At 57.8% G+C, this 20,956-nt stretch carries 22 protein-coding genes, 1 pseudogene and 1 riboswitch; of the genes and pseudogenes, 15 read left to right on the top strand and 8 right to left on the bottom strand.

Annotated elements, in window-relative coordinates; all coding sequences use genetic code 11:
* The 6 genes and pseudogenes from ACTHSL_RS09560 to ACTHSL_RS09535 all read left to right on the top strand — a co-directional run.
* A pseudogene (locus ACTHSL_RS09560) lies at positions 1–168 on the top strand (IS1595 family transposase); the annotation flags it as partial.
* A 379-nt stretch (positions 169–547) separates the two neighbouring features.
* Positions 548–657: riboswitch (TPP riboswitch) on the top strand.
* 106 nt (positions 658–763) lie between these two features.
* Complete coding sequence (locus ACTHSL_RS09555) at positions 764–1,858, top strand: FAD-dependent oxidoreductase (protein ID WP_440381224.1); 1,095 nt, start codon at positions 764–766, stop codon at positions 1,856–1,858.
* Positions 1,859–1,909: 51 nt separating this feature from the next.
* A complete protein-coding gene (locus ACTHSL_RS09550) occupies positions 1,910–2,368 on the top strand; it encodes a methyltransferase family protein (RefSeq protein ID WP_440381223.1) in 459 nt (152 codons plus the stop codon).
* A gap of 113 nt (positions 2,369–2,481) precedes the next feature.
* Positions 2,482–3,099: a thiamine phosphate synthase gene (gene thiE / locus ACTHSL_RS09545; RefSeq protein WP_440381222.1), complete on the top strand. Its 618-nt coding sequence runs from the start codon at positions 2,482–2,484 to the stop codon at positions 3,097–3,099.
* A gap of 106 nt (positions 3,100–3,205) precedes the next feature.
* Positions 3,206–3,400 carry a sulfur carrier protein ThiS gene (gene thiS, locus ACTHSL_RS09540; protein ID WP_003684673.1) on the top strand — a complete coding sequence of 65 codons (195 nt, stop codon included), beginning with the start codon at positions 3,206–3,208 and terminating at the stop codon, positions 3,398–3,400.
* 59 nt (positions 3,401–3,459) lie between these two features.
* On the top strand, positions 3,460–4,248 hold the full coding sequence (locus ACTHSL_RS09535; RefSeq protein ID WP_440381221.1) for a thiazole synthase: 789 nt from the start codon (positions 3,460–3,462) through the stop codon (positions 4,246–4,248).
* A gap of 80 nt (positions 4,249–4,328) precedes the next feature.
* On the opposite strand, the gene ACTHSL_RS09530 is transcribed toward ACTHSL_RS09535, so the two are convergent.
* Both ACTHSL_RS09530 and ACTHSL_RS09525 read right to left on the bottom strand, forming a co-directional pair.
* Positions 4,329–5,525, bottom strand: coding sequence for an amino acid aminotransferase (locus ACTHSL_RS09530; protein WP_440381220.1), 1,197 nt, complete (start codon positions 5,523–5,525; stop codon positions 4,329–4,331).
* 196 nt (positions 5,526–5,721) lie between these two features.
* A complete protein-coding gene (locus ACTHSL_RS09525) occupies positions 5,722–6,396 on the bottom strand; it encodes a hypothetical protein (RefSeq protein ID WP_283119775.1) in 675 nt (224 codons plus the stop codon).
* A 268-nt stretch (positions 6,397–6,664) separates the two neighbouring features.
* Between ACTHSL_RS09525 and tsaB the strand changes: the two genes are divergently transcribed.
* From tsaB to ACTHSL_RS09505, 4 genes are all read left to right on the top strand, one after another.
* The gene (tsaB, locus tag ACTHSL_RS09520) at positions 6,665–7,348 is read left to right on the top strand and encodes a tRNA (adenosine(37)-N6)-threonylcarbamoyltransferase complex dimerization subunit type 1 TsaB (RefSeq protein WP_440381225.1); all 684 of its coding nucleotides are present in this window, start codon (positions 6,665–6,667) and stop codon (positions 7,346–7,348) included.
* Positions 7,345–7,788 carry a ribosomal protein S18-alanine N-acetyltransferase gene (gene rimI, locus ACTHSL_RS09515; protein ID WP_440381219.1) on the top strand — a complete coding sequence of 148 codons (444 nt, stop codon included), beginning with the start codon at positions 7,345–7,347 and terminating at the stop codon, positions 7,786–7,788. Before tsaB ends, rimI begins: the two co-directional genes overlap by 4 nt.
* Entirely contained in the window at positions 7,782–8,558 is a 777-nt protein-coding gene (locus ACTHSL_RS09510) for a uracil-DNA glycosylase family protein (RefSeq protein ID WP_440381218.1), read from the top strand. The genes rimI and ACTHSL_RS09510 overlap by 7 nt, the downstream gene beginning before the upstream one ends.
* A 134-nt stretch (positions 8,559–8,692) precedes the next feature.
* Entirely contained in the window at positions 8,693–9,037 is a 345-nt protein-coding gene (locus ACTHSL_RS09505; RefSeq protein ID WP_070454852.1) for a hypothetical protein, read from the top strand.
* 78 nt (positions 9,038–9,115) lie between these two features.
* On the opposite strand, the gene ACTHSL_RS09500 is transcribed toward ACTHSL_RS09505, so the two are convergent.
* From ACTHSL_RS09500 to ACTHSL_RS09485, 4 genes are all read right to left on the bottom strand, one after another.
* Positions 9,116–9,802: an SIR2 family NAD-dependent protein deacylase gene (locus tag ACTHSL_RS09500; protein WP_440381217.1), complete on the bottom strand. Its 687-nt coding sequence runs from the start codon at positions 9,800–9,802 to the stop codon at positions 9,116–9,118.
* Between the two features lie 269 nt (positions 9,803–10,071).
* On the bottom strand, positions 10,072–11,202 hold the full coding sequence (locus ACTHSL_RS09495) for a hypothetical protein (protein ID WP_440381216.1): 1,131 nt from the start codon (positions 11,200–11,202) through the stop codon (positions 10,072–10,074).
* A 97-nt stretch (positions 11,203–11,299) separates the two neighbouring features.
* Positions 11,300–12,715 carry a leucyl aminopeptidase gene (locus tag ACTHSL_RS09490; protein ID WP_440381215.1) on the bottom strand — a complete coding sequence of 472 codons (1,416 nt, stop codon included), beginning with the start codon at positions 12,713–12,715 and terminating at the stop codon, positions 11,300–11,302.
* Positions 12,716–12,762: 47 nt separating this feature from the next.
* Complete coding sequence (locus ACTHSL_RS09485) at positions 12,763–13,098, bottom strand: hypothetical protein (protein WP_440381214.1); 336 nt, start codon at positions 13,096–13,098, stop codon at positions 12,763–12,765.
* Here ACTHSL_RS09485 and ACTHSL_RS09480 point away from each other — a divergent pair.
* From ACTHSL_RS09480 to lptG, 3 genes are all read left to right on the top strand, one after another.
* The gene (locus tag ACTHSL_RS09480; protein ID WP_440381213.1) at positions 13,087–13,374 is read left to right on the top strand and encodes a hypothetical protein; all 288 of its coding nucleotides are present in this window, start codon (positions 13,087–13,089) and stop codon (positions 13,372–13,374) included. The genes ACTHSL_RS09485 and ACTHSL_RS09480 overlap by 12 nt on opposite strands.
* A gap of 110 nt (positions 13,375–13,484) precedes the next feature.
* Positions 13,485–14,597 carry an LPS export ABC transporter permease LptF gene (gene lptF, locus ACTHSL_RS09475; protein ID WP_440381212.1) on the top strand — a complete coding sequence of 371 codons (1,113 nt, stop codon included), beginning with the start codon at positions 13,485–13,487 and terminating at the stop codon, positions 14,595–14,597.
* Complete coding sequence (gene lptG, locus ACTHSL_RS09470) at positions 14,594–15,664, top strand: LPS export ABC transporter permease LptG (RefSeq protein ID WP_440381211.1); 1,071 nt, start codon at positions 14,594–14,596, stop codon at positions 15,662–15,664. The genes lptF and lptG overlap by 4 nt, the downstream gene beginning before the upstream one ends.
* A gap of 69 nt (positions 15,665–15,733) precedes the next feature.
* On the opposite strand, the gene ACTHSL_RS09465 is transcribed toward lptG, so the two are convergent.
* Both ACTHSL_RS09465 and ACTHSL_RS09460 read right to left on the bottom strand, forming a co-directional pair.
* Entirely contained in the window at positions 15,734–16,081 is a 348-nt protein-coding gene (locus ACTHSL_RS09465) for a PepSY domain-containing protein (RefSeq protein WP_440381210.1), read from the bottom strand.
* Between the two features lie 177 nt (positions 16,082–16,258).
* On the bottom strand, positions 16,259–18,283 hold the full coding sequence (locus ACTHSL_RS09460; protein WP_440381209.1) for an OPT family oligopeptide transporter: 2,025 nt from the start codon (positions 18,281–18,283) through the stop codon (positions 16,259–16,261).
* A 303-nt stretch (positions 18,284–18,586) separates the two neighbouring features.
* Here ACTHSL_RS09460 and nhaC point away from each other — a divergent pair, with 303 nt between their 5' ends.
* Positions 18,587–19,963 carry a Na+/H+ antiporter NhaC gene (gene nhaC, locus ACTHSL_RS09455; RefSeq protein ID WP_107855380.1) on the top strand — a complete coding sequence of 459 codons (1,377 nt, stop codon included), beginning with the start codon at positions 18,587–18,589 and terminating at the stop codon, positions 19,961–19,963.
* Between the two features lie 195 nt (positions 19,964–20,158).
* A complete protein-coding gene (locus ACTHSL_RS09450; protein WP_440381208.1) occupies positions 20,159–20,746 on the top strand; it encodes a hypothetical protein in 588 nt (195 codons plus the stop codon).
* Positions 20,747–20,956: the final 210 nt, after the last annotated feature.

The following is a 20,956-nucleotide window of genomic DNA, read 5'->3' as shown; positions in this document are numbered from 1 at the left end:
ATCAACGGCATTGAGAATTTTTGGAATCAGGCAAAACGCGTCTTACGCAAATACAACGGAATCGATCGCAAATCTTTCCCGCTGTTCTTGAAAGAATGCGAATTTCGGTTTAACTTCGGCACACCGTCCCAACAGCTAAAAATCTTGCGGGTTTGGTGTGGAATTTAGGGCTAATCTAGTACAGCCCCTTTCATAAATCCCCAATCTGATGGGTTCGGCACACCGGTATGGCGCCGGCAGCGTTTTGCGGTTTTGCGGTTTGACCTGCTGTCGGTCGGTATCTGCCTTGACTGAGGGGCGGATAAAATGGTAGTGGAGGAGTATATCGTGCACGCACCCAGCAATGCTGTAGGCAGCTCACGCACTTTCATCACCCTACCCCTTGTGTTCATCAGCAATAGTATATATCAATAATGCCGATGCGCTTCTCCCTAACGCCATTTCCCCAACCGGCCCAAACGTCTGGCAACAGGTCGTCTGAAAATACAGAAACCCATTTTTCAGACGACCTGACTTTGCCAAAGCAATCGATTTTATGTAAACTGGAAACCTCTTGTCGGAGTGCTGCTTGTTCCCGCAAACAGCTGAGACCGCAACAGCGGAATCCGTAGAACCTGTCGGGGTAATGCCTGCGTAGGAAACAAGCTGCCAAACGCCTGAAAAGGCTTCCGTTCCCTTTCCCGCATTTCCCGCCATTCGGTGGATTCCGCTCCCGTCTTATCTTTCGACTTCCCGATTGCACCATACTACAAAGGAATCCACCATGCCCCGTATCGCCATTCTCGGCGGCGGCCTCTGCGGCCGTCTGACTGCCTTACAACTTGCAGAACAAGGTTTATCGGTTGCCCTCTTTGACAAAGGGGGGCGCAAAGGCGAACACGCCGCCGCTTATGTTGCCGCCGCCATGCTCGCACCGGCTTCGGAGGCGGTCGAAGCCACGCCTGAAGTCATCAAACTGGGCAGACAAAGTATTCCGCTGTGGCACAACATCCGAGGTCGTCTGAAAACGCCGACCATGATGCAGGAAAAAGGCAGCCTGATCGTGTGGCACGGGCAGGACAAGCCTTTATCTAGCGAATTTGTCCGCCATCTCAAACGCGGCGGCGTAGCGGATGACGAAATCGTCCGTTGGCGCACCGATGAAATCGCCGAACGCGAACCACAGCTCGCAGGACGTTTTTCAGACGGCCTTTACCTGCCGACCGAAGGCCAGCTTGACGGGCGGCAGATGCTGTCTGCACTTGCCGATGCTTTGGATGGGCTGAACGTCCCTTGCCATTGGGAACACGAATGCGCCCCCGAAGACCTTCAAGCCCAATACGACTGGCTGATCGACTGCCGCGGCTACGGCGCAAAAACTGCATGGAACCAACCTCCCGAACACACCAGCACCTTGCGCGGCATACGCGGCGAAGTGGCGCGGGTTTATACGCCCGAAATCACGCTCAACCGCCCCGTACGCCTGCTCCACCCGCGTTATCCGCTCTACATCGCCCCGAAAGAAAACCACGTCTTCGTCATCGGCGCGACCCAAATCGAAAGCGAAAGCCAAGCCCCCGCCAGTGTACGTTCCGGATTGGAACTCTTGTCCGCACTCTATGCCGTCCATCCCGCCTTCGGCGAAGCCGACATCCTCGAAATCGCCACCGGCCTGCGCCCAACGCTCAACCACCACAACCCCGAAATTCGTTACAGCCGCGCCCGACGCCTGATTGAAATCAACGGCCTTTTCCGCCACGGCTTCATGATTTCCCCCGCCGTAACCGCCGCTGCCGTCAGATTGGCAGTCGCCCTGTTTGACGGAAAAAACGCGCCCGAACGTGATGAAGAAAGCGGTTTGGCGTATATTGAAAAATAAATTTGAGGTCGTCTGAAAACGTCGCGCTATCCGTTTTATAAAGGTAACAATATGAATTTAGAAACTAAAATTCCGCCGCCGGCGATATGTTTTATTTGTGCGTTGTTGATGTACATCTCTGCCCAAGTGTCGGCGTTGGCCGGCATACTGCCGCGCTTTCCTATATTGCTGTCGGTTGTTTTGATGGCGTTTGGGACTTTGTTAGGCATATTAGGTGTGTGGGCGTTTCGCCGTGTGCGCACGACCGTCAGCCCGTTCAACCCCGAACAAACCGAACACTTCGTTTCAGACGGCGTGTACCGTTTCAGCCGCAACCCGATGTATGCGGGCATGGGCTGCTGGCTGGTCGCATGGGCGGGCTATTTGGCGCACCCGCTGCCGTGGTTGTTTTTGGCTGCATTTGTTGCCTATATGACACGCTTTCAAATCATGCCTGAAGAACGCGTTTTGGCGCAGAAATTCGGCGCAGAATACGAGTTTTACTGCCGACGCGTTCGCCGTTGGTTATAAAAGCGGGAGCTTCCCATCAAGTATCATCCGTCTTCTACTTTACGGCATAAATGTGAATACTCGATGTTTTCAGACGACCCCTATTGCTCCGCAAGAAATGAAAAGGACACCCCATGACCTTCCCGCCCCTGAAATCCCCGCTTAAATTCTACGCCGTCGTTCCCACCACCGATTGGGTGGAGCGCATGGTCAAAGCAGGTGCCGACACGGTGCAACTGCGCTGCAAAACCCTGCACGGCGATGAATTGAAACGCGAAATCGCCCGCTGCGTCACCGCCTGCCAGGGCAGCCGCACTCAGCTTTTCATCAACGACCACTGGCGCGAAGCGATAAAAGCAGGCGCATACGGTGTGCATCTCGGACAAGAAGACATGGACACCGCCGACCTTGCCGCCATTGCTGCTGCCGGTTTGCGTTTGGGTTTGAGTACACACTCCGTCGCCGAACTCGACCGCGCCCTGTCCGTACATCCCAGCTACGTCGCCAGCGGCGCGATTTTCCCGACCACGACCAAGCAAATGCCCACCGCCCCGCAAGGCTTGGACAAACTGCGCGAATATGTGAAACAGGCAGGCGGCACACCCGTCGTCGCCATCGGCGGCATCGATTTGAACAACGCCGAAGATGTGCTGGCGACCGGCGTTTCCTCGCTCGCCGTCGTCCGCGCTGTTACCGAAGCGGCAAATCCCGAAGCGGCGGTTAAAGCGTTTCAGGCTTTGTGGAATGAATGAGGCCGTCTGAAAACCCCATTTCAGACGGCCTGAGAAAGCGAAAAAGATTCAATTTACCGTGTAGGCAAAACTTAGCCCGCTATAAACACCAAAATATCGAGAAACCATGAACATCATCTTAAACGGCGAACCTGCCGAACTTCACGGCACAACCGTTGCCGACCTCATCGCCCAAACCGCGCCGCAAAAGCCCTTTGCCGTGGCTGTAAATACCGGATTTGTCGCCAAAGGCGCGTACGCGGAAACGGTTTTGAACGAAAACGACAAAGTCGATATTGTGCGGCCGGTGGTCGGCGGCTAGGCGGTTTTGCCTTTTCAGACGACCCCTGTCCCCAAAACAACGTTACAAAGGAACCCATCATGCTCACCCTATACGGAGAAACCTTCCCTTCACGGCTGCTGCTCGGCACGGCCGCCTACCCGACCCCCGAAATCCTCAAACAATCCGTCCAAACCGCCCAGCCCGCGATGATTACCGTCTCGCTGCGCCGCGCGGGAAGCGGCGGTGAGACACACGGTCAGGGGTTTTGGTCGCTGTTGCAAGAGAGCGGCGTCCCCGTGCTGCCGAACACAGCAGGCTGCCAAAGCGTGCAGGAAGCGGTAACGACGGCGCAGATGGCGCGCGAAGTGTTTGAAACCGATTGGATCAAACTCGAACTCATCGGCGACGACGACACCTTGCAGCCGGATGTGTTCCAGCTCGTCGAAGCGGCGAAAATCCTGATTAAAGACGGCTTCAAAGTGCTGCCTTATTGCACCGAAGACCTGATTGCCTGCCGCCGCCTGCTTGACGCGGGCTGTCAGGCATTGATGCCGTGGGCAGCGCCGATCGGCACAGGCTTGGGCGCGGTTCACGCCTACGCGCTGAAAGTCCTGCGCGAACGCCTGCCCGACACGCCGCTGATTATCGACGCGGGCTTGGGTTTGCCCTCGCAGGCGGCGCAAGTGATGGAATGGGGGTTTGACGGCGTATTGCTGAATACCGCCGTTTCCCGCAGCGGCGACCCCGTCAACATGGCGCGCGCCTTCGCGCTCGCCGTCGAAGCCGGACGGCTGGCATTTGAAGCCGAACCGGTCGAAGCGCGAACCAAAGCCCAAGCCAGCACCCCGACCGTAGGGCAGCCGTTTTGGCATTCGGCGGAATATTAAACCCGCCTTCATCATCAGAAAGGCCGTCTGAAAACCCCGAAAAAGGTTTTTCAGACGGCCTTTTTCCTGTAAGCGGCCACTTATTTGCGCCACACCTCGGCAAAGGCATCGGCCACATAACCGACGTTCGATTCGTTCAATCCGGCCACGCACATCCGTCCCGAAGCAAGCAGGTAAACGGCAAACCCTTCCTGCAAACGCCGTACCTGTTCGGGCGAAAAGCCCGTGTAACCGAACATGCCGCGCTGTTTGAGGAAATAGGAAAAATCGCCCTCCGGCAGCTTGCGGCCCAATTCATCAAACAACCGCTGCCGCATGGCTTTGATGCGCTCCCGCATCTGCGTAACCTCTTCCTGCCAGCCGGCAAAAAGTTCGGGCGTATCCATCACCGCCGCCGCGACAAACGCGCCGTGCGCCGGCGGGCTGGAATAAATCCGGCGCACGCCGAATTTCAACTGGCCGAACACCAGCTCCGCTTCGTGCCGCGTCGGGCACACCACGCTCAATCCGCCTATCCTCTCGCCATAAAGCGACAGGTTTTTCGAAAACGAATTGGCTGCAAACAGCGGCAGGCCGATTTCTGCCGCCCGCCGGACGACGTAGGCATCCTGTTCGAAACCGTCGCCGAAGCCCTGATAGGCAATGTCCATAAACGGAATCAGGCCGTTTGCCCGTATCACTTCCAGCACCTTGTCCCATTGCCCGCAGTCCAAATCCACGCCGGTCGGATTGTGGCAGCACGGATGCAGCACCAACACACTGTTGCGCGGCAGGGCGGCAAAAAAGGCCAGCATTTCGTCGAATTTCAGCCCGCCTGTCGCCGGGTCGTAATAAGGGTAAACGCCGACTTCGAAACCCGCGCCCTGGAAAATGCCTTTATGGTTGTCCCAAGTCGGATCGCTGACATAAACCTTGGCCTCGGGAAACCAGCGGGCAAGGAAATCCGCACCGATTTTCAGCGCGCCCGAACCGCCCAAAGTCTGGATGGTGGCAATCCGCCCTTCCTGCAAAGCGGGGTGCTCCGCGCCGAACAGCAGCCTTTGGACGCCGTGCCTGAATGCCTCCAAACCTTCCATCGGAAGATAGGAGCGGGGTTGCGCTACGGCCGCACGGGCAACCTCCGCCGTCCGTACCGACGACAAGACGGGCAGCCGCCCCGCCTCGTCCAAATAAATACCGATACCGAGATTAACCTTTTCCGGCCGTTTGTCGGCCTGAAAAGTCTCTACCAGGCTCAAAATCGGATCGCCGGGATAAAATTCGACGTGTTGGAACATATTTTCCTCCTGACTCTGTGTTTTGTTGGTTGGATACCCGATTCTACCGCATCGCCCCGTCCGGACGTACTGTCCGCATAGTACACACATCCTCCCCGAATATAGACAAAACAGCGCGCCCATAAAAATAAAAGGCCGTCTGAAAACCGTATTTCAGGCTTTCAGACGGCCTTCGATATGGCAAAACGGTCAAACCTCAAACCACCAGCCAAGCGTCTTTGTGTTGGAACATCAAATAATCCGCAATGCTTCCGCTTTCGTATGCCGATCGCGCCTCGCTGCCGTTCGGCGGAATACGGCCGTCTTGGCGCACGAATTCCAGCACATGCGTTGTACCGCCTTTTTCCAAGTTCAGGACGCAACCATGCTCTGTAAGCGTGCATCCGGTGATTTCGCAACCGTTCAGCACGGGCGACAAATCGTCCCAACCCTGCTCGAAATCGCAAAACCAGCCGCGAACGGCGTTGTCCGTTTGCGGATACACTTCAATCGGACGACCGTCTAAGAGCGTGTAAAAACCGGCGTACCATACCGTATAGACCAAATATTCGTCCGTATCCAGCAACAATCCGAAAAAGCCTGGGCCGCCCATGCCGTAAGTGCCGAGGCAGGTGGAAAATCCCGTGATTTCCCGTCCGACGACGGATTTGTCCGCCAGCAAAACGGGGCGGTTAAACAACAGAATATCGCGTTGGAAGCGCATCAGGCCGTAAATCATCGAAGCGCGGTTGGCCTCGCGGCGCGACAAGCCGACGGCGTAATGCGCCAGCCAGCCCTGCCCGCACCATTGCCGTGCCGCCTTTTTCGGCACCATCATGCAATAACTTTCCACATTGCCTTGCTGCAAATCCAAATAGGGATGGGTAGGCATACGGTTGTCCTTTCAAATTGCCTGTTCGGTTGAGGCCGTCTGAACATTCAGACGGCCTTTGCGGCCATACTGCAAACGCGCCGCATCCTCCGCCCGATATGCGCCTGCATCATCAGCCGGGTTGGGAAACGGTGGGCAGGCTACCCGAAAATGGCTCGGTGTACAAAGGGCGGGAAGGATGGCTGCCGGACGGAGAGGCCGTCTGAAAGAAAAACGGCGGCGGCAAAATGCTATAATGCCGCCCGACCAAACAACCCGCAAAACCGCCATGCAGCCCGATTTTTCCCGCCCCGTGCTGGCCGTCGATACAGGCACTTCCTTCCTTTCCCTCGCCCTGCAAACCGACGGCCGCATCCTATCGTGCCACACCGATGCCGGCAACAAACAGTCCGACCTCATCCTGCCGCAAATCGGCGAGCTGTTCGCCGAAGCAGGCATTACCGCCGCCGATTTGGGCGCGGTGGTCTACAACTGCGGGCCGGGCGCGTTTACCGGCCTGCGAATCGGCATCGGCGTGGCGCAGGGTCTGGCCGCGCCGTTCGGCACACCGCTTATCGGCATCCCGTCGCTCGATGCGGCGGCCTATCTGGTGCAAGGGCACGGCGTGCTGGCCGCTGCCGACGCGCGGATGGGCGAAGTCTTCTACGCCTGGTTCGACACCGCGAACCGCCGCCGCCTCAGCCCCTACCGCGTCGGCCGCGCCGCCGAAATTTCCGTGCCGGAAGGCGCCGTTTTTTCAGATGGCATCGGCAACGCCTTCGCCCTGAACGACCCGCCGCCTTTCCCAGGCTCGCCCGCCATGCCGACCGCTGCCGACTACCTCGCACTGGCCGCCACGGGCCGCTATCCCGCCGCCGATGCCACCCATGCCGAACTGCTGTATGTCCGCGACAAAATCGCCCTGACCGCCGCCGAACAGGCCGCGCGGCGGGCGGCGGGGGAGCAGGCGTGAACATCCGCCCCGCGACATCCGCCGATTGCGCCGCGCTGGCCGCCATCGACCGTGCGGGCAACCCCGCGCCGTGGTCGGCCGCCCAGTTTCAGACGGCCTTAAACAGCCGTTTCGACACCGTCCTGCTGGCCGAACATCAAGGCCGGCCGGCGGCTTTTATCGTTTGGCAGACCGTGGCGGACGAATCGGAGCTGCACCTCATCGCCACCGCACCCGAAAGCCGCCGCCTCGGCCTGACCGCCGCCCTGATGCAGTGCTGGTTCGAGGCCGCCGCCGCGCAATCGGTACGGCGGCTGCTGTTGGAAGTCCGCGCCGCCAACCTGCCCGCGCAAAACCTTTACCGCCGGCACGGCTTTACCGAATGCGGCCGCCGCCGCGACTACTATTCCCTGCCCGACGGCACGCGGGAAGATGCCGTATTGATGGAGAAAACATGCTAGAAAGCCGCTACCTGCACCTGCACGAAGCCCTCGGCTTGGGGCCGATGTGGCTGAAACAGGGCGCGCGCCTGCTGCCGCCACCCGCCGAAAGTCAGGACGGCCGTTTTCAGACGGCCTCTGATACCGCCCCGACGGTTCACACAACTCCGCAGCCGGCGGCCACCGTCCACGAGGATGCAAAACAGCCGTCAGGCAACGCACATGCCGCCACCCTGGCCGCCATCGGCGGCGCGTCCCGAAGGCAAAGCCGCGAACCGTCCGTACCGAAGCCCGCAGAGCCTGCCGCAAATGTCGAAAACACCCCATCAGACGGTCTACAAGGCGGCATCATCCCGCAAACGCAGGCCAACGCCGCCCGCCTGTTGGCCGTCAGCATCTGCCCCGCCCCCGCCGACTTGGCCGCAGGCCGCCTGTTCAGCGGTGCGGACGGCGTATTGCTCGACAACATGCTTGCCGCCATCGGCCTGACCGCCGCCGACTGCCGCCGCACCAGCTGGCTGCCGTCGGTGGAATTTTCCCCCGATGCCGCCCGATTGCAGGCCGCCGCCGAACGGATGCGCCACGAAGCGGCTTCCGGCCGCATCCGCGCCGTCCTGCTGCTCGGCCAGTTTTTCGAACAGCCGGAAAACGCCGAAGCCGTCGCCGCGACCTTCGGCAACCTGCCCGTATTCACCGTCCCCCATCCCGCGCGTATGTTGCGCCAGCCGCAGCTGAAAGCCCGGGCCTGGACTGAATTGAAACGTCTGCGGCAATATTTGGAGGCCGTCTGAAAGCATAAAAGCCGTCCGAACAATTTTCAGACGGCCTTTATCATGCTGCCGATACTGTCGCCCGCACGTTTTTCGGCGTACCATTCCCTCTGCCGGCACATACCGGCCATTATTCGACAAACCAGGAGAACCTGATGAAAAAAGCCTTATTTCTTGCCCTGTGCGGCCTGTTTGCCGCCGCTGCCCACGCGGGTTGCACCGAAAGCGGCCAGCAGTGCGTGCACTACAAAAACGGCAACGTCGCCGGAGAAGGGGCGTGCTCGGTGAAAAAATGCCAAACCCCGACCGGCAGCAGCCTGAGCTGGAAACAGAAAAACGGCCCGGCCGTTTCGGTGGAAACCGACGCGAAAAGCGGCAAAACGCTGGTGAATAAAAAGCCGGGCGGACAAGTGAAAAACGGCAACGCCGCCAGCATGGGGCTGACCTGCTACGCCGCAGATGCCAATAAAAACGAACAGTTCTGCGCCACCAGTTATTGATAAGCCGCAGTTTGACGACAGGCCGTCTGAAAGCCGCCAAACGGGTTCGCCCCGTTCAGGCCGCGCTTTCAGACGGCCTTATCTTTCGGCTGTCCGCAATAATTCCGCCACCAGTGCCGGCACGCCCCGAGCCGCCGTTTGAGCCAGGATTTCCACGCCCGAAACATCGGCGTTCGGCTTGGGATCGATCAGGTACATGGGCACGCCGAAACGGGCATAGTGCAGCAGGGATGCGGCGGGATAAACCTTCAGCGACGTCCCGACCACGATAACGATGTCGGCGGCCTCGACCAACCGAACGGCTTCTTCTATCAGCGGCACGGCTTCGCCGAACCAGACGATGTGCGGCCGCAACGGGTAACTGCGGCTGTCGCGGTCGGCCAAGGTTTGGTCGCCCTGCCACGGCAGGATTTCGTTTTCATCAACCGTGCTTCTGAGCTTGTTCAGTTCGCCGTGCAGGTGCAAGACTTTGCCGCTGCCCGCGCGTTCGTGCAGGTCGTCTACGTTTTGAGTGATGATTTGTACGTCGTAAGCGCGTTCCAAATCGGCCAGCGCAAAATGGGTGGCGTTCGGTTCGGCTGCCGCAGCGGCACGGCGGCGGGCGTTGTAGAAGTCGATGACGGTTTGCGGGTTGCGGGCGAACGCTTCAGGCGTGCAGACATCCTCCACGCGGTAGCCTTCCCACAGGCCGCCGCTGTCGCGGAAGGTTTGCAGGCCGCTTTCCGCGCTGATGCCCGCACCGGTGAGGACGACGCATTTTTTCATGGTTTGTTCCTTGTTGATTGATTTACCTGTCGGCTGCCGCTTATGTGTCCGACAGTTCGGTTCTGTACGCCACCTTATTTATCCCATCTTCGCCTCATCCAAACAGCCTTCGTACAAATCTGCGGACATGCGGGTTTCAGGTGCAGGACGGGTTTGGCCGTTGCGGGCGGGCGTAATGGCTGCGACAGGGAATTGGCGGCATGCGATATATATTCGATTAGAGGCCGTCTGAAAAGCGGGAAACGGGGTTTCAGACGGCCTGCCCGGTTTTATTTGACGGGGCAGTCGAAATAAAGTTCGTAGGCCAGTTTGCTTTCGCGGACGCACACTGTTCCGCCTTGGCGAATGCGGTTCGAATAGCTGATTCGCCAGTAACCTTCAAACATTCCGTAGCCGGCCGGCATGTAGACAAACACTTTTTCGCATCCCCTGCCGCAGTCATACACAGAACCGAAACGTGTCTGTTCCACTGTTTCAAATTTGCTGCCGATCAGGCTGGCCGGGCCAAGGATGGAAGCCAGCGACCATGTTGATGTAATACCGAGGGCCAGCATGATTAAACTAATTTTGGTCATCATGATGATGGCTGCGGTTATCCGCCCGACAACGGAGCGGCGGCGGTAGTGATGGGCGGGCATGCCGAAAACGGTTTCGTGCATCCATACTTTGCGAACCATCCAAGCAGACGGCAGTAAGCCAAGAAGAGTAATGAGCCAGGCAAGCTGCCAGGCGGCGGCAGTCAGTTTGAAGGGATGAACTAATAAGTACAAGACAACGGCCAGCACTGTAATGATGTAGAATCCCACGGATATGGTTTTCAAAAACCTTACGCCCAGCGGGTTCATGGTAGCAAACAGACGGCTGTATCCGGCAGCCACGTTTTTTTTGAAAACTTCCTCTCTGCTTTGTGCCTGCAAGGCTTCCAAAAGGGTATCGCGGTCGCGGCACAAGTCCAATAGAAAACGGTAGACGTGACAATCGGGGGAGATGGCACGCAGGTAAACGTAACATGGCAAACCTCGTGGATCTATCACACGGTATTCAAACGTCCAATCAGTGGGGCAGCTGAAGCGTTCGCGCCCGAATGCGCCGTATAACACCAGCCGATCGTTGGTCAGGGTTGCAAAACGGCTGCAGGTCAGGCCGAACCACATGCCTTCGGAGTAAATGATGCCGAATAGGAAGATAAACAGGCTGACGGCAATGGCCGCCCAATCGGGCAGGATGCCATAGATGATGAAGGCAATGGCGGTAACGACGGCAATCAGCGTCATCAGTATCAGCAGGAGCAAGAACATGATGAAGGCGCGTATCCGGGAAGTCGGGAAAACCTGCCCGTTTGCGGTTTGGACGGAAACAGGTATAGACGAATATTGTTGGTTGTTTTTCTGGTTCATCATTTCCCCTCTCTGTAGTGTGTGATGTGCGGCTATATAGTGCGAATGAGGATAAAGGCCGTCTGAAACATCAAACCGGGGTTTCAGACGGCCTTTTGCCTTATTCGGCGCGGTTGCGCAAGAATTGCAGCAAGAGAGGCACGGGGCGGCCGGTCGCGCCTTTTTCCTTACCCGACTTCCACGCCGTGCCGGCGATGTCCAGATGCGCCCACGGGTAGTTTTCCGTGAAGTGCGACAGGAAGGCGGCGGCGGTGATGGTGCCGGCGGGGCGGCCGCCTATGTTTTGCAGGTCGGCAAAGTTGGATTTGAGTTGTTCGCGGTATTCGGCAAACAGGGGCAGCTGCCATGCCTTGTCGCCGCTTTGGCGCGATGCGGTCAGGATTTCGTCGGCCAACTCCTGCGTGTTGGTCAAAAGGCCGCTGGCAACGTGGCCGAGTGCGATGATGCATGCGCCGGTGAGTGTGGCGACATCGACTACGGCGGCGGGTTTGAACTGCTCGGCATGGCTCAGCGCGTCGCACAGTATCAGACGGCCTTCGGCATCGGTGTTCAGGATTTCGATGGTGGTGCCGTTCATGGCCGTTACCACGTCGCCGGGTTTGCTGGCGGCCGCGTCGGGCATGTTTTCGCAGGTGGGGACGATGGCGGTCAGGTTGATCGGCAGTTTGGCTTTGGCGGCTGCTGCGAATGCGCCGATGACGCTCGCCGCACCGCACATGTCGTATTTCATTTCGTCCATCGCTTCGCCCGGCTTGAGCGAGATGCCGCCGCTGTCGAAGGTGATGCCTTTGCCGACGAGTACGACAGGGGCGGCGTTTTTGTCGGCCGCGCCGCGCCAGTGCAGTTCGATGAGGTAAGGGTCTTGCGCGCTGCCTTTGGCCACCGACCAGAACGAACCCATGTGTTCGCGGATGTGGTCTTTATCGTGGATTTTGGCGGCCGCACCGAATTTTTCGGCTTCGGCACGGGCGGTGTCGGCCAGATATTTCGGGGTGCAGACGTTGGGGGCGGTGTTGCCCAGGTCTTTGCACAGGTTGATGCCGTAGAGTTGGGCTTCGGCCCAATTCAGGGCGGTTTGCACGGCGTCGGCGTGTTCGGTGTGGAAGGTCGCGCCGTTGAGTTTGGCGGCTTTCGCGTCTTTTTTGAAACGGTTGAAACGGTAAGCGGCCTGTCCGAAGGCGAGCGCGAAGATTTCGGCGGCTTCGGCGGCTTGGTTTGGGTCGAAGCCGTTCAGGCCGATGTGCGGGTTTTCCTGTTTTTGCGCCCATGCGGCGGCTTCGGCGGCGGCTTTTTCAAGCGCGTCGCGGCCGTCGTTTTCCGGCAGTGCGACCGCCACGGCTTTCAGTTTGCCCGATTCGGCGGTTTGGGCGGCGGCAAAACGTTCGCCTTCGGCCAGCGATTCGAGCAGCAGGCGGGCGGTCTCGTTGTCGGGTGCGTTTTCAAGATCGCGGCAGATATAAAGCAATGCGCCTTCCTGATGCGGCTGCAAGGCGGCGGCTTTTGTGCTAAATTGCATTTTTATTCCTTTCGGTTGGCCGTCTGAAAAACGGCGGAAGCGTTATTTTACCGCGAAACGGCCGCACAGGCGGTAAAGGCCGTCTGAAATGCTGGCATACCTGCAATGCCTTTGGCCTTTTTCTTTACGGCATTCCGGAAAATATGGCAAAACCAATGAAAAATGCCGATAAATCTTTGCATACTCAGGGAAAAAACATCATGAAAAAAGCCTTGTTCGTCCTCTTGGCCGCCCTGCCGCTGGCTGCGTTTTCCTCCAAAGGCATGTCCGATGACCTGAAACGGTTTTTCTCCGGGCTGACTGCCGCCGAGCGCGACAATTTGGGCCGGGAGGCCGCCAGGGAAATGCAGCAGAAGAATATGAATAAAAATATGGATGCCCAATATTCGCATATCCGCATTCTCGATACCCGCTACCGCAGTTCGGACGATACTTTCGTGATATCGGCAAAAACAAAACCCGAGCAAGATTCAATCATAAATAATTTTCAATCGACGGCGGAACGAGAAATTGCACAAATAGTACGCAGTGAAATGTGTGCCAGAGCAGATACGCGCGATTTGATGACGATAGGCCGTTACGCCTTCGAATACCGCATTACCACTGCCCAAGGGAAAAAATTTAAACCGGTGCGGATTAGTGCGAAAGACTGCCAATAAGCCGTTTGGATGCAAATGAAAGCGCAACCCGATATGCGGGTTTGTGCCAAGACCGCCCATAAAACCGCAGGCCGTCTGAAAACTTTTCAGACGGCCTTTGAAGACAAAACATGATATACCGACAAAACTTCGTCAAAGAACTCACTTTTACCGCCATCGGCATCTTCGTCGTCATCCTGGCCGTGCTCGTTTCCACGCAGGCCATCAACCTGCTCGGCCGTGCCGCCGACGGGCGCGTGGCGGTGGATGCCGTAGCAGCGCTCATCGGCTTTTGGACATTGGGCATGACCCCGCTGCTGCTCGTTTTAACCGCCTACATCTCCACACTCACCGTCCTGACCCGTTTCTGGCGCGACAGCGAAATGTCCGTTTGGCTTTCCTGCGGCCTGTCGCTGCGGCAGTGGGTGCGCCCAGTATTGTCATTCGCCCTGCCGTTTGCCGCACTGGTGGCCGCCATGCAGCTTTCCGTATTGCCGTGGGCCGAACTGCGAAGCCGCGAATTTGCCGAAATCCTAAAACAAAAACAAGAACTCTCGATGGTTGAAGCAGGCGAATTCCGCACCTTGGGCAAGAAAAACGGCCGCGTTTATTTTGTAGAGACCTTCGATACCGGCTCCGGCATCATGAAAAACCTGTTTTTACGCGAACAAGACGACAAAGGCCGTGAAAACATCATCTTTGCCAAAGAAGGCCGCTTCTCGCTCGCCGACAACAAGCGCACGCTCGAACTGACCCAAGGCTACCGCTACGGCGGCATCCCCGGCGAAGCCGACTACAACCAAGTCTCCTTCGAGCGCCTCAACCTAATCATCAGCACCACGCCGAAAATCATCAATCCGATAGACCACCGCCGCACCATCCCGACCGCCAAACTCATCGGCAGCGACAACCCGCAGCACCGCGCCGAACTCATGTGGCGGCTGAGCCTGCCCATAGCCGCACTTATATTGAGCATATTGGCCGTCCCCCTGTCCTACTTCAACCCGCGCACCGGCCACACCTACAACATCCTGTTTGCCATCGGCTTCTTCCTCATCTACCAAAACGGCTTAACCTTTCTGCGTAATGCCATAGAAAACGGCAAACTGGGCTTTTGGACGGGCTTCCTGCCCATACACATCATCATGCTGGCTGCCGCCGTCATCCTGCTGCGCGTGCGCTCCATGCCCGCCCAACCCTTCGCCCAAGCCCTGAAAGCCGCATTGAAAGGCCGCGCATCATGACACTTATCGCCCGCTACGTTATCAAACAGCTCAGCATCACCACCCTGTACGCCATGTTTGCCCTACTCGCCCTATACAGCTTCTTCGACATCGTTGCCGAAGTGGGCGGCGTGGGCGAAGGCGGCTACACGGGCATCAAAATGATGCAGTACGTCCTGCTGCAAATCCCCGACCACGCCTACCAAATGATGCCCTTGGCCGTACTCATCGGCGGCTTGATTTCCCTAAGCCGGCTTGCCTCCAACAGCGAAATGACCGTCATCAAAACCAGCGGCATGAGTACCAAAAACATCATCGCCATCCTGCTCGGGTTCGGCCTGATATTCGCCATCGCCACCGCCCTTCTGGGCGAAAGCGTCGCCCCCGCCGCCAACCGCTACGCCCAAAACCTGAAAACCACGGCCAAAAACGGCAAAATCAGCACCGGCGCGGAAGGGCTGTGGATTAAAGAGCGAAACAACATCATCAACGTGCGCGAAATGCTGCCCGACCAAAGCCTGCGCGGCATCAAAGTCTTCCGCCACGACCAAAACTTCAAACTGGCCGAAAGCTGGCAGGCAGAATCCGCCGTCATCGCGGCAGACGGAAGCTGGAAACTGTCCAACGTCCGCCGCAGCATCTTGGACGGCGACCGCGTCCGTACTGAAAAACACGACGGCGAATACTGGCAGGCGGGCATACGCGGCAGCCTGCTCGACGTACTGCTGGTCAATCCCAACCAAATGTCGCTGACCGCGCTGACCGCCTACATCAAGCATCTTGAAGACAACAAACAGCAGGCCGACAACTACAAAATCGAATGGTGGCGCAAGCTCATGTACCCCGTCGCCACCGTCGTCATGGCCTTGGTCGCACTCGCCTTCACCCCGCAATCCACCCGCCACGGCAACATGGGCTTGAAACTTTTCGCCGGCATCTGCCTCGGGCTGGCCTTCCATTTCGCCGGACGGCTGTTCGGCTTCACCAGCCAGCTCTACGGCGTACCCGCCTTTGCCGCCGCCATGCTGCCCACCGCAGCCTTCGCCGCATGGGCGGTATGGCTGATACGGAAGCAGGAAAGGCGTTAAACGGAAATATAAAAACAGGCCGTCTGAAACCGTATTTCAGGTTTTCAGACGGCCTTATTTCCATCCGGTTCAGTCGTCGCGGCGGACTGAAACCACACGGCCGGTGCGGGCATCGACCTTCACTTTGTATTCGCGCCCGCGTTTAATGATTTCCACATCATAATGCGGATAACCGTCATCACGGTCGAAATCAATGTCTTTTACACGCCCGCCGATACGGGAGAGTGCGGCGCGTCTCGCCTGTGCATAGCTGATGTAGCGGCCATGAGCATATTTGGATCTTTTCGCCTTATAGCTTTGGCTGTAACGCGGACGGTAGTCATCATCGTACCAATCGTCATCGTCGGCGAAGGCGGGCGCGGCGGCCAGCAGGGCAAAGGCGGAAAGGGCGGCAATCAGAGTATGTTTGAATTTCATCGTTTTTCCTTTTCGGTTGCGCCTTGTGTCGGCGTGATGTTATCAGCCGTTGTGTACGGCAAGGGGCATAATACGCCCAATGGATTAGCGTAAGATTAGCATCTGCCCAAAGCAGCCGTTTTACGACAAAAGGCCGTCTGAAAGCTCTGTTTCAGACGGCCTATCCTATTTAAAGCACTAAGCTTCGCGCCCTGCCTTCAACACCAGTCGGGCAAAGAGTGCGACACCGGCTGCGAAAAAGCCCAAGCCCAACCATTTTGCCGCCGTATCCCAGTTTTCCAAATTAAGCGCGAGCGGCGCATCCGAACCACCGTTGGTCACGGAAACGGCGATGATGAAGGCCATCACCACGCCGATCAGGCTTTCGCCGACAATCAGGCCTGCCGAAAACAGCGTGCCGATGCGTTCGGCGTTTTTCAGACGGCCTTCACGGTTTTCCGCCTTTTTGCTGACCGCATACTTCAATACCGCCGCCAACACCGCACCCGCCACAATCGGCATATTCACCGACGGCGGCAGATAAATACCCATGCCCACCGCCAATACGGGCAGCGCGAGCCTGCCGCCGGACGATTTTTTCAACACCAAATCAACCACAATCAGCACAACGCCGATACCGACGCCGGTAAAAATATAATCCCATTGCAGATTGTGCGAGAAGATACCCGTCGCAATCGTCGTCATCAAAGTCGCCTGCGGGGCGGCCAGGGCCTGCGTCGCGTCCATGCCTTCGCGCGGCATCGCACCGGTAAAGCCGTAGGCTTCATACAGCAACTCCAACACCGGCGAAATCACGAATGCGCCGACGATACAGCCGATAATCAACGCCACCTGCTGCCGCCAAGGCGTCGCCTTCACCAGATAACCCGTTTTCAAGTCTTGCAGGTTGTCATTCGAAATTGAAGCCACCGCAATAACGGATGACCCGCAAAACAGCGTCAGCGCGAGCAGGAACTTACGGTTGGCCTCGTCCGCCATCAAACCGTTCGACTCGCCCACCAGCAGCAACACCAGCGAAATCGCCACAATCGACACAATCCCCACGCCCGAAATCGGGCTGGAAGACGAACCGACCAAGCCTGCCATATAACCGCAGGCGGCGGCAACCAAAAAGCCGATGACGGAAGCCAAAAGCGTACACACGATCACCAGCAACCATGCCATGCCGCCGGAAATGTGCGAATCGCCGATAAAGTGGTAGAAAGATACGCCCAAAATCAACATCATGGACAACACCCAGAAAATCATGGCCTTGGGCGACAAATCCTGCTCCACGCGTTCTGCTGCGGGTGCGCCGCCGCCGAAGCTTTTGAACGACATTTTCATGCCTTCTATCATCGGCTTGAGCAGCATCAAAAGCGTCCAAACCGCCGCAATACCGATGGTGCCCGCGCCGATAAAGCGGACTTTTTCCTTCCACAGCTTCATCGCAAATGCCACCATTTCCATATCGGCAGGCTGCGGAACGCTGGAAGAAAAATACGGCACGGCCACGCCCCAGGCAATCGAGATGCCCAACAGGATGGCGATACCGCCCGTCAGCCCGACCAAATAGCCTGCGCCCAACAATGCCAGCGAAAAGCCCATCGGCAGTTGGAAAATCGCCGCACCGCTCTTAAACCAATAACTCGCGCTGTCGGCCGCCACACGCAAGCCGCCGGTGCAGAAACTCACCACACCTGCCAGCGCGCCGCCTGCCGCCAGTTCTTTAATGCCGCTGCCGCCTTTTTCATCCTGTTTTTCTTCATGGCTGCCGACCTTCAAAATCTCCGCCGCCGCCACGCCTTCCGGATAAGGCAAATCGCTTTTCACCACCATCGCATAACGCAGCGGCACGGTGAAAATCACGCCCAAAATACCGCCCGCCATACACAGCAGCGCAGTCTGCCAAAACGGGAAACCGCTCCAGTAGCCGGCCATCAAGAGGCCGGGCAGGACGAAAATAATGCTCGAAAGCGTACCCGCCGCCGAAGCCTGCGTCTGCACCATATTGTTTTCCAAAATATTGCTGCCTTTGAAAAACTTCAAAACCGCCATCGAAATCACCGCCGCCGGAATCGACGAAGCGAAAGTCAGGCCGACTTTCAAACCAAGGTAAACGTTGGACGCGGTAAACACGACGGTAATCAGCGCGCCGAGTATCATGCCCCGCAGCGTCAGCTCGCGGTAGCCGGCATAAGGATCGTGGGAAGATTGGGTCATGGTCGTAAAGCCTTTTTACAATGTATTTTTCAAGATACGGGCCGCATCCTCAGGGCAAAAAAGCACGGACGTTGCGGCGGCATGCGCGGCATAGTGTTGCGATTGCAAGGAAATGTCAAGTTTTATCCAAAAATGCAAAGGTCAATCGGCGGTTTCAGGCCGTCTGAAACCGCCCCGCAGGCCGAAACGCCTCCCGCCAAATGCCTTCAAACGGGTAAAAAGAGAGATAAGTCGGGTAAACGGCATGTAAATCGGCTACAATACATCATTCATTTGTTATTGCTTTTTCAGACGGAGAAACCAGTGTTTGCCTTCAAACCCCTGCTTGAGATGCCGCGCAAAGAAGCTTTCGCCGTTGCGGCGGCAGTCGTGGCCGCCATGGGCTATACCATCATCGCCCTCGGCTGGCTGCCCCATATGACCATCATCGCCGCCATTACCGCCCTCTTGGTTTACGGCCTGCTGCGCGGTTTGAAATATGAAGACATGCAGCGCGGCATGGTGGCCTCGCTCAGTCAAAGCATGGGCGCGGTTTACCTGTTTTTCTTCATCGGCCTGATGGTGAGCGCGCTGATGATGTCCGGCTCGATTCCCACGCTGATGTATTACGGCTTCGGCTTCATTTCGCCCGAATATTTCTATCTTTCCGCCTTCGTCCTCAGCTCTCTGATCGGCGTCAGCATCGGCAGCAGCCTGACCACCTGCGCCACCGTCGGCGTGGCCTTTATCGGCATGGGCGAAGCCTTCCACGCCGATTTGGCGATGACGGCGGGCGCAATCGTTTCAGGTGCGTTTTTCGGCGACAAAATGTCGCCCCTGTCGGACACCACCGGCATTTCCGCCTCCATTGTTGGCATCGATTTGTTCGAACACATTAAAAACATGGCCTACACCACCGTTCCGGCATGGATACTGACTGCCCTGTTTACCGGCTGGCTGCTGCCCGCCGCCGCGGCCAACGACTTGAACAGCACCGCCGTTTTCCGCCAACAGCTCGAAGCCTCGGGCTTGGTGCATGCCTATTCGCTGATACCGTTCGCCCTGCTGGTGGTACTGGCCGTCCGCCGCGTGAATGCCGTCGTGGCCATGATTGCCACCATCGCCGTTTCCGTCGCCATCACCTACCTGCACAGCACGCCCGATTTGGCCAAACTCGGCGGCTGGTTTTACAGCGGCTTTTCACTGGAAGGCGAATTCGACAAAATCGGCAAATTGGTATCGCGCGGCGGTTTGGAAAGCATGTTTTTCACCCAGACCATCGTTATCCTCGGCCTGAGTCTTGGCGGACTGATGTTCTCGCTGGGCATCATCCCCAGCCTGCTTGAAGGCATGCGCCGCTTCCTCACCACCGCCGGACGCGCCACCGCCAGCGTGGCGGCCACCTCCGTGGGCGTAAACGTTTTAATCGGCGAACAATACCTCAGCATCCTACTGTCGGGCGAAACCTTCAAACCCGTTTACGACAAACTCGGCCTGCATCCGCGCAACCTCTCGCGCACACTGGAAGACGCGGGCACCGTCATCAACCCCCTCGTTCCTTGGAGCGTCTGCGGCGTATTCATCGCCAACGCCTTGGGCGTTCCCGTATTGAACTACCTGCCTTACGCCTTCTTCTGCTACCTCAGCCTGATACTGACCCTGCTGTTCGGCTGGACAGGCCTGACCCTGAGCAAAAAATAAAGGCGGAAGAAAAAGGCCGTCTGAAACCGTATTTCAGGTTTTCAGACGGCCTTTCTCACAGATAAACGCATCCGATACGCCCCCGTAGGCAAACACGGTGGGGCTGCATCTTATATATGCCGTCTGAAAAGGCAAGGGCGGCCGAATTTTGCTATACTGACCGCCTGTCAAAACAACACACTTGGAAAAACCGTCATGAACATCAAATTTGCCGCCCTGCTGGCTGCCGCCACCCTTTCCGTAGCCGCCTGCGAACAGCAAGCCGCCACACCCGGCCAAGCCTCGGCAACCCCGGCCGCCGACACCGCTTCCGCCACCTCGGCCGACACTCCGTCCGCACCGCCCGCCGCCGCACCGCAAACCCTGACCAGTAGCGACAACGCCGTCAGCATCTCCGTAACCGGCAATTTCCAAGACCAACTCGGCGGCAACGCCCTGCCCGAAGGTGCGGAAGCCGGCACCATCCTTCAACAATACGACGAAAACACCGACATCACCCTCACCGTCGTTGATGCAGGCAAACCCGTCAAACCCGCCAAAGAATACTACGCCAACCTGAAAACCGCATTGGAACAGGCCGGTTTTGCCAGCCTGAAAGCCGGTGCCGCCACAGAAAACCGCATGGACTATTCCTTCACCGATGCCGAAGGCAACAACCACAACTGCATCAACATCTACAGCCCCGACAACCTCTACGCCGTCTGCGCCTTCAGCAGCAGTGCCGACAACGCAACACTGGCCGAAACGCTCAAAGACGTCAAACTGCTGAAAAAAGCGATGTAAAACACGCGTACGCAACACGAGGCCGTCTGAAAGCACCTGCTCCAACAAAGCAACCGCCTTTCAGACGGCCTTTCCGCCGACAAAACCACCGGTACCGACCGCCATGTCCCGACCACCAACCCCCACCGCACCCTCCCCCCCCGTTTTCAGCGACCACCACCGCGACATTATGCGCCGCGCCCATGCCCACCCCGCCGTAGGCCGCGTATC

Source organism: Neisseria sp. P0008.S010, assembly GCF_051962715.1.
GTDB lineage: Bacteria > Pseudomonadota > Gammaproteobacteria > Burkholderiales > Neisseriaceae > Neisseria > Neisseria elongata.
Note: the sequence above shows the minus strand (reverse complement) of the source record. Positions and strands in the feature narration are given on the sequence as shown.

Bases quoted from the DNA above. Each gene is read 5' to 3' on its own strand.
- ACTHSL_RS09555 (WP_440381224.1), top strand. From the start codon at position 764: ATGCCCCGTATCGCCATTCTCGGCGGCGGCCTCTGCGGCCGTCTGACT.
- ACTHSL_RS09550 (WP_440381223.1), top strand. From the start codon at position 1,910: ATGAATTTAGAAACTAAAATTCCGCCGCCGGCGATATGTTTTATTTGT.
- thiE (WP_440381222.1), top strand. From the start codon at position 2,482: ATGACCTTCCCGCCCCTGAAATCCCCGCTTAAATTCTACGCCGTCGTT.
- thiS (WP_003684673.1), top strand. From the start codon at position 3,206: ATGAACATCATCTTAAACGGCGAACCTGCCGAACTTCACGGCACAACC.
- ACTHSL_RS09535 (WP_440381221.1), top strand. From the start codon at position 3,460: ATGCTCACCCTATACGGAGAAACCTTCCCTTCACGGCTGCTGCTCGGC.
- ACTHSL_RS09530 (WP_440381220.1), bottom strand. From the start codon at position 5,525: ATGTTCCAACACGTCGAATTTTATCCCGGCGATCCGATTTTGAGCCTG.
- ACTHSL_RS09525 (WP_283119775.1), bottom strand. From the start codon at position 6,396: ATGCCTACCCATCCCTATTTGGATTTGCAGCAAGGCAATGTGGAAAGT.
- tsaB (WP_440381225.1), top strand. From the start codon at position 6,665: ATGCAGCCCGATTTTTCCCGCCCCGTGCTGGCCGTCGATACAGGCACT.
- ACTHSL_RS09510 (WP_440381218.1), top strand. From the start codon at position 7,782: ATGCTAGAAAGCCGCTACCTGCACCTGCACGAAGCCCTCGGCTTGGGG.
- ACTHSL_RS09505 (WP_070454852.1), top strand. From the start codon at position 8,693: ATGAAAAAAGCCTTATTTCTTGCCCTGTGCGGCCTGTTTGCCGCCGCT.
- ACTHSL_RS09500 (WP_440381217.1), bottom strand. From the start codon at position 9,802: ATGAAAAAATGCGTCGTCCTCACCGGTGCGGGCATCAGCGCGGAAAGC.
- ACTHSL_RS09495 (WP_440381216.1), bottom strand. From the start codon at position 11,202: ATGATGAACCAGAAAAACAACCAACAATATTCGTCTATACCTGTTTCC.
- ACTHSL_RS09490 (WP_440381215.1), bottom strand. From the start codon at position 12,715: ATGCAATTTAGCACAAAAGCCGCCGCCTTGCAGCCGCATCAGGAAGGC.
- ACTHSL_RS09480 (WP_440381213.1), top strand. From the start codon at position 13,087: ATGGATGCCCAATATTCGCATATCCGCATTCTCGATACCCGCTACCGC.
- lptF (WP_440381212.1), top strand. From the start codon at position 13,485: ATGATATACCGACAAAACTTCGTCAAAGAACTCACTTTTACCGCCATC.
- lptG (WP_440381211.1), top strand. From the start codon at position 14,594: ATGACACTTATCGCCCGCTACGTTATCAAACAGCTCAGCATCACCACC.
- ACTHSL_RS09465 (WP_440381210.1), bottom strand. From the start codon at position 16,081: ATGAAATTCAAACATACTCTGATTGCCGCCCTTTCCGCCTTTGCCCTG.
- ACTHSL_RS09460 (WP_440381209.1), bottom strand. From the start codon at position 18,283: ATGACCCAATCTTCCCACGATCCTTATGCCGGCTACCGCGAGCTGACG.
- ACTHSL_RS09450 (WP_440381208.1), top strand. From the start codon at position 20,159: ATGAACATCAAATTTGCCGCCCTGCTGGCTGCCGCCACCCTTTCCGTA.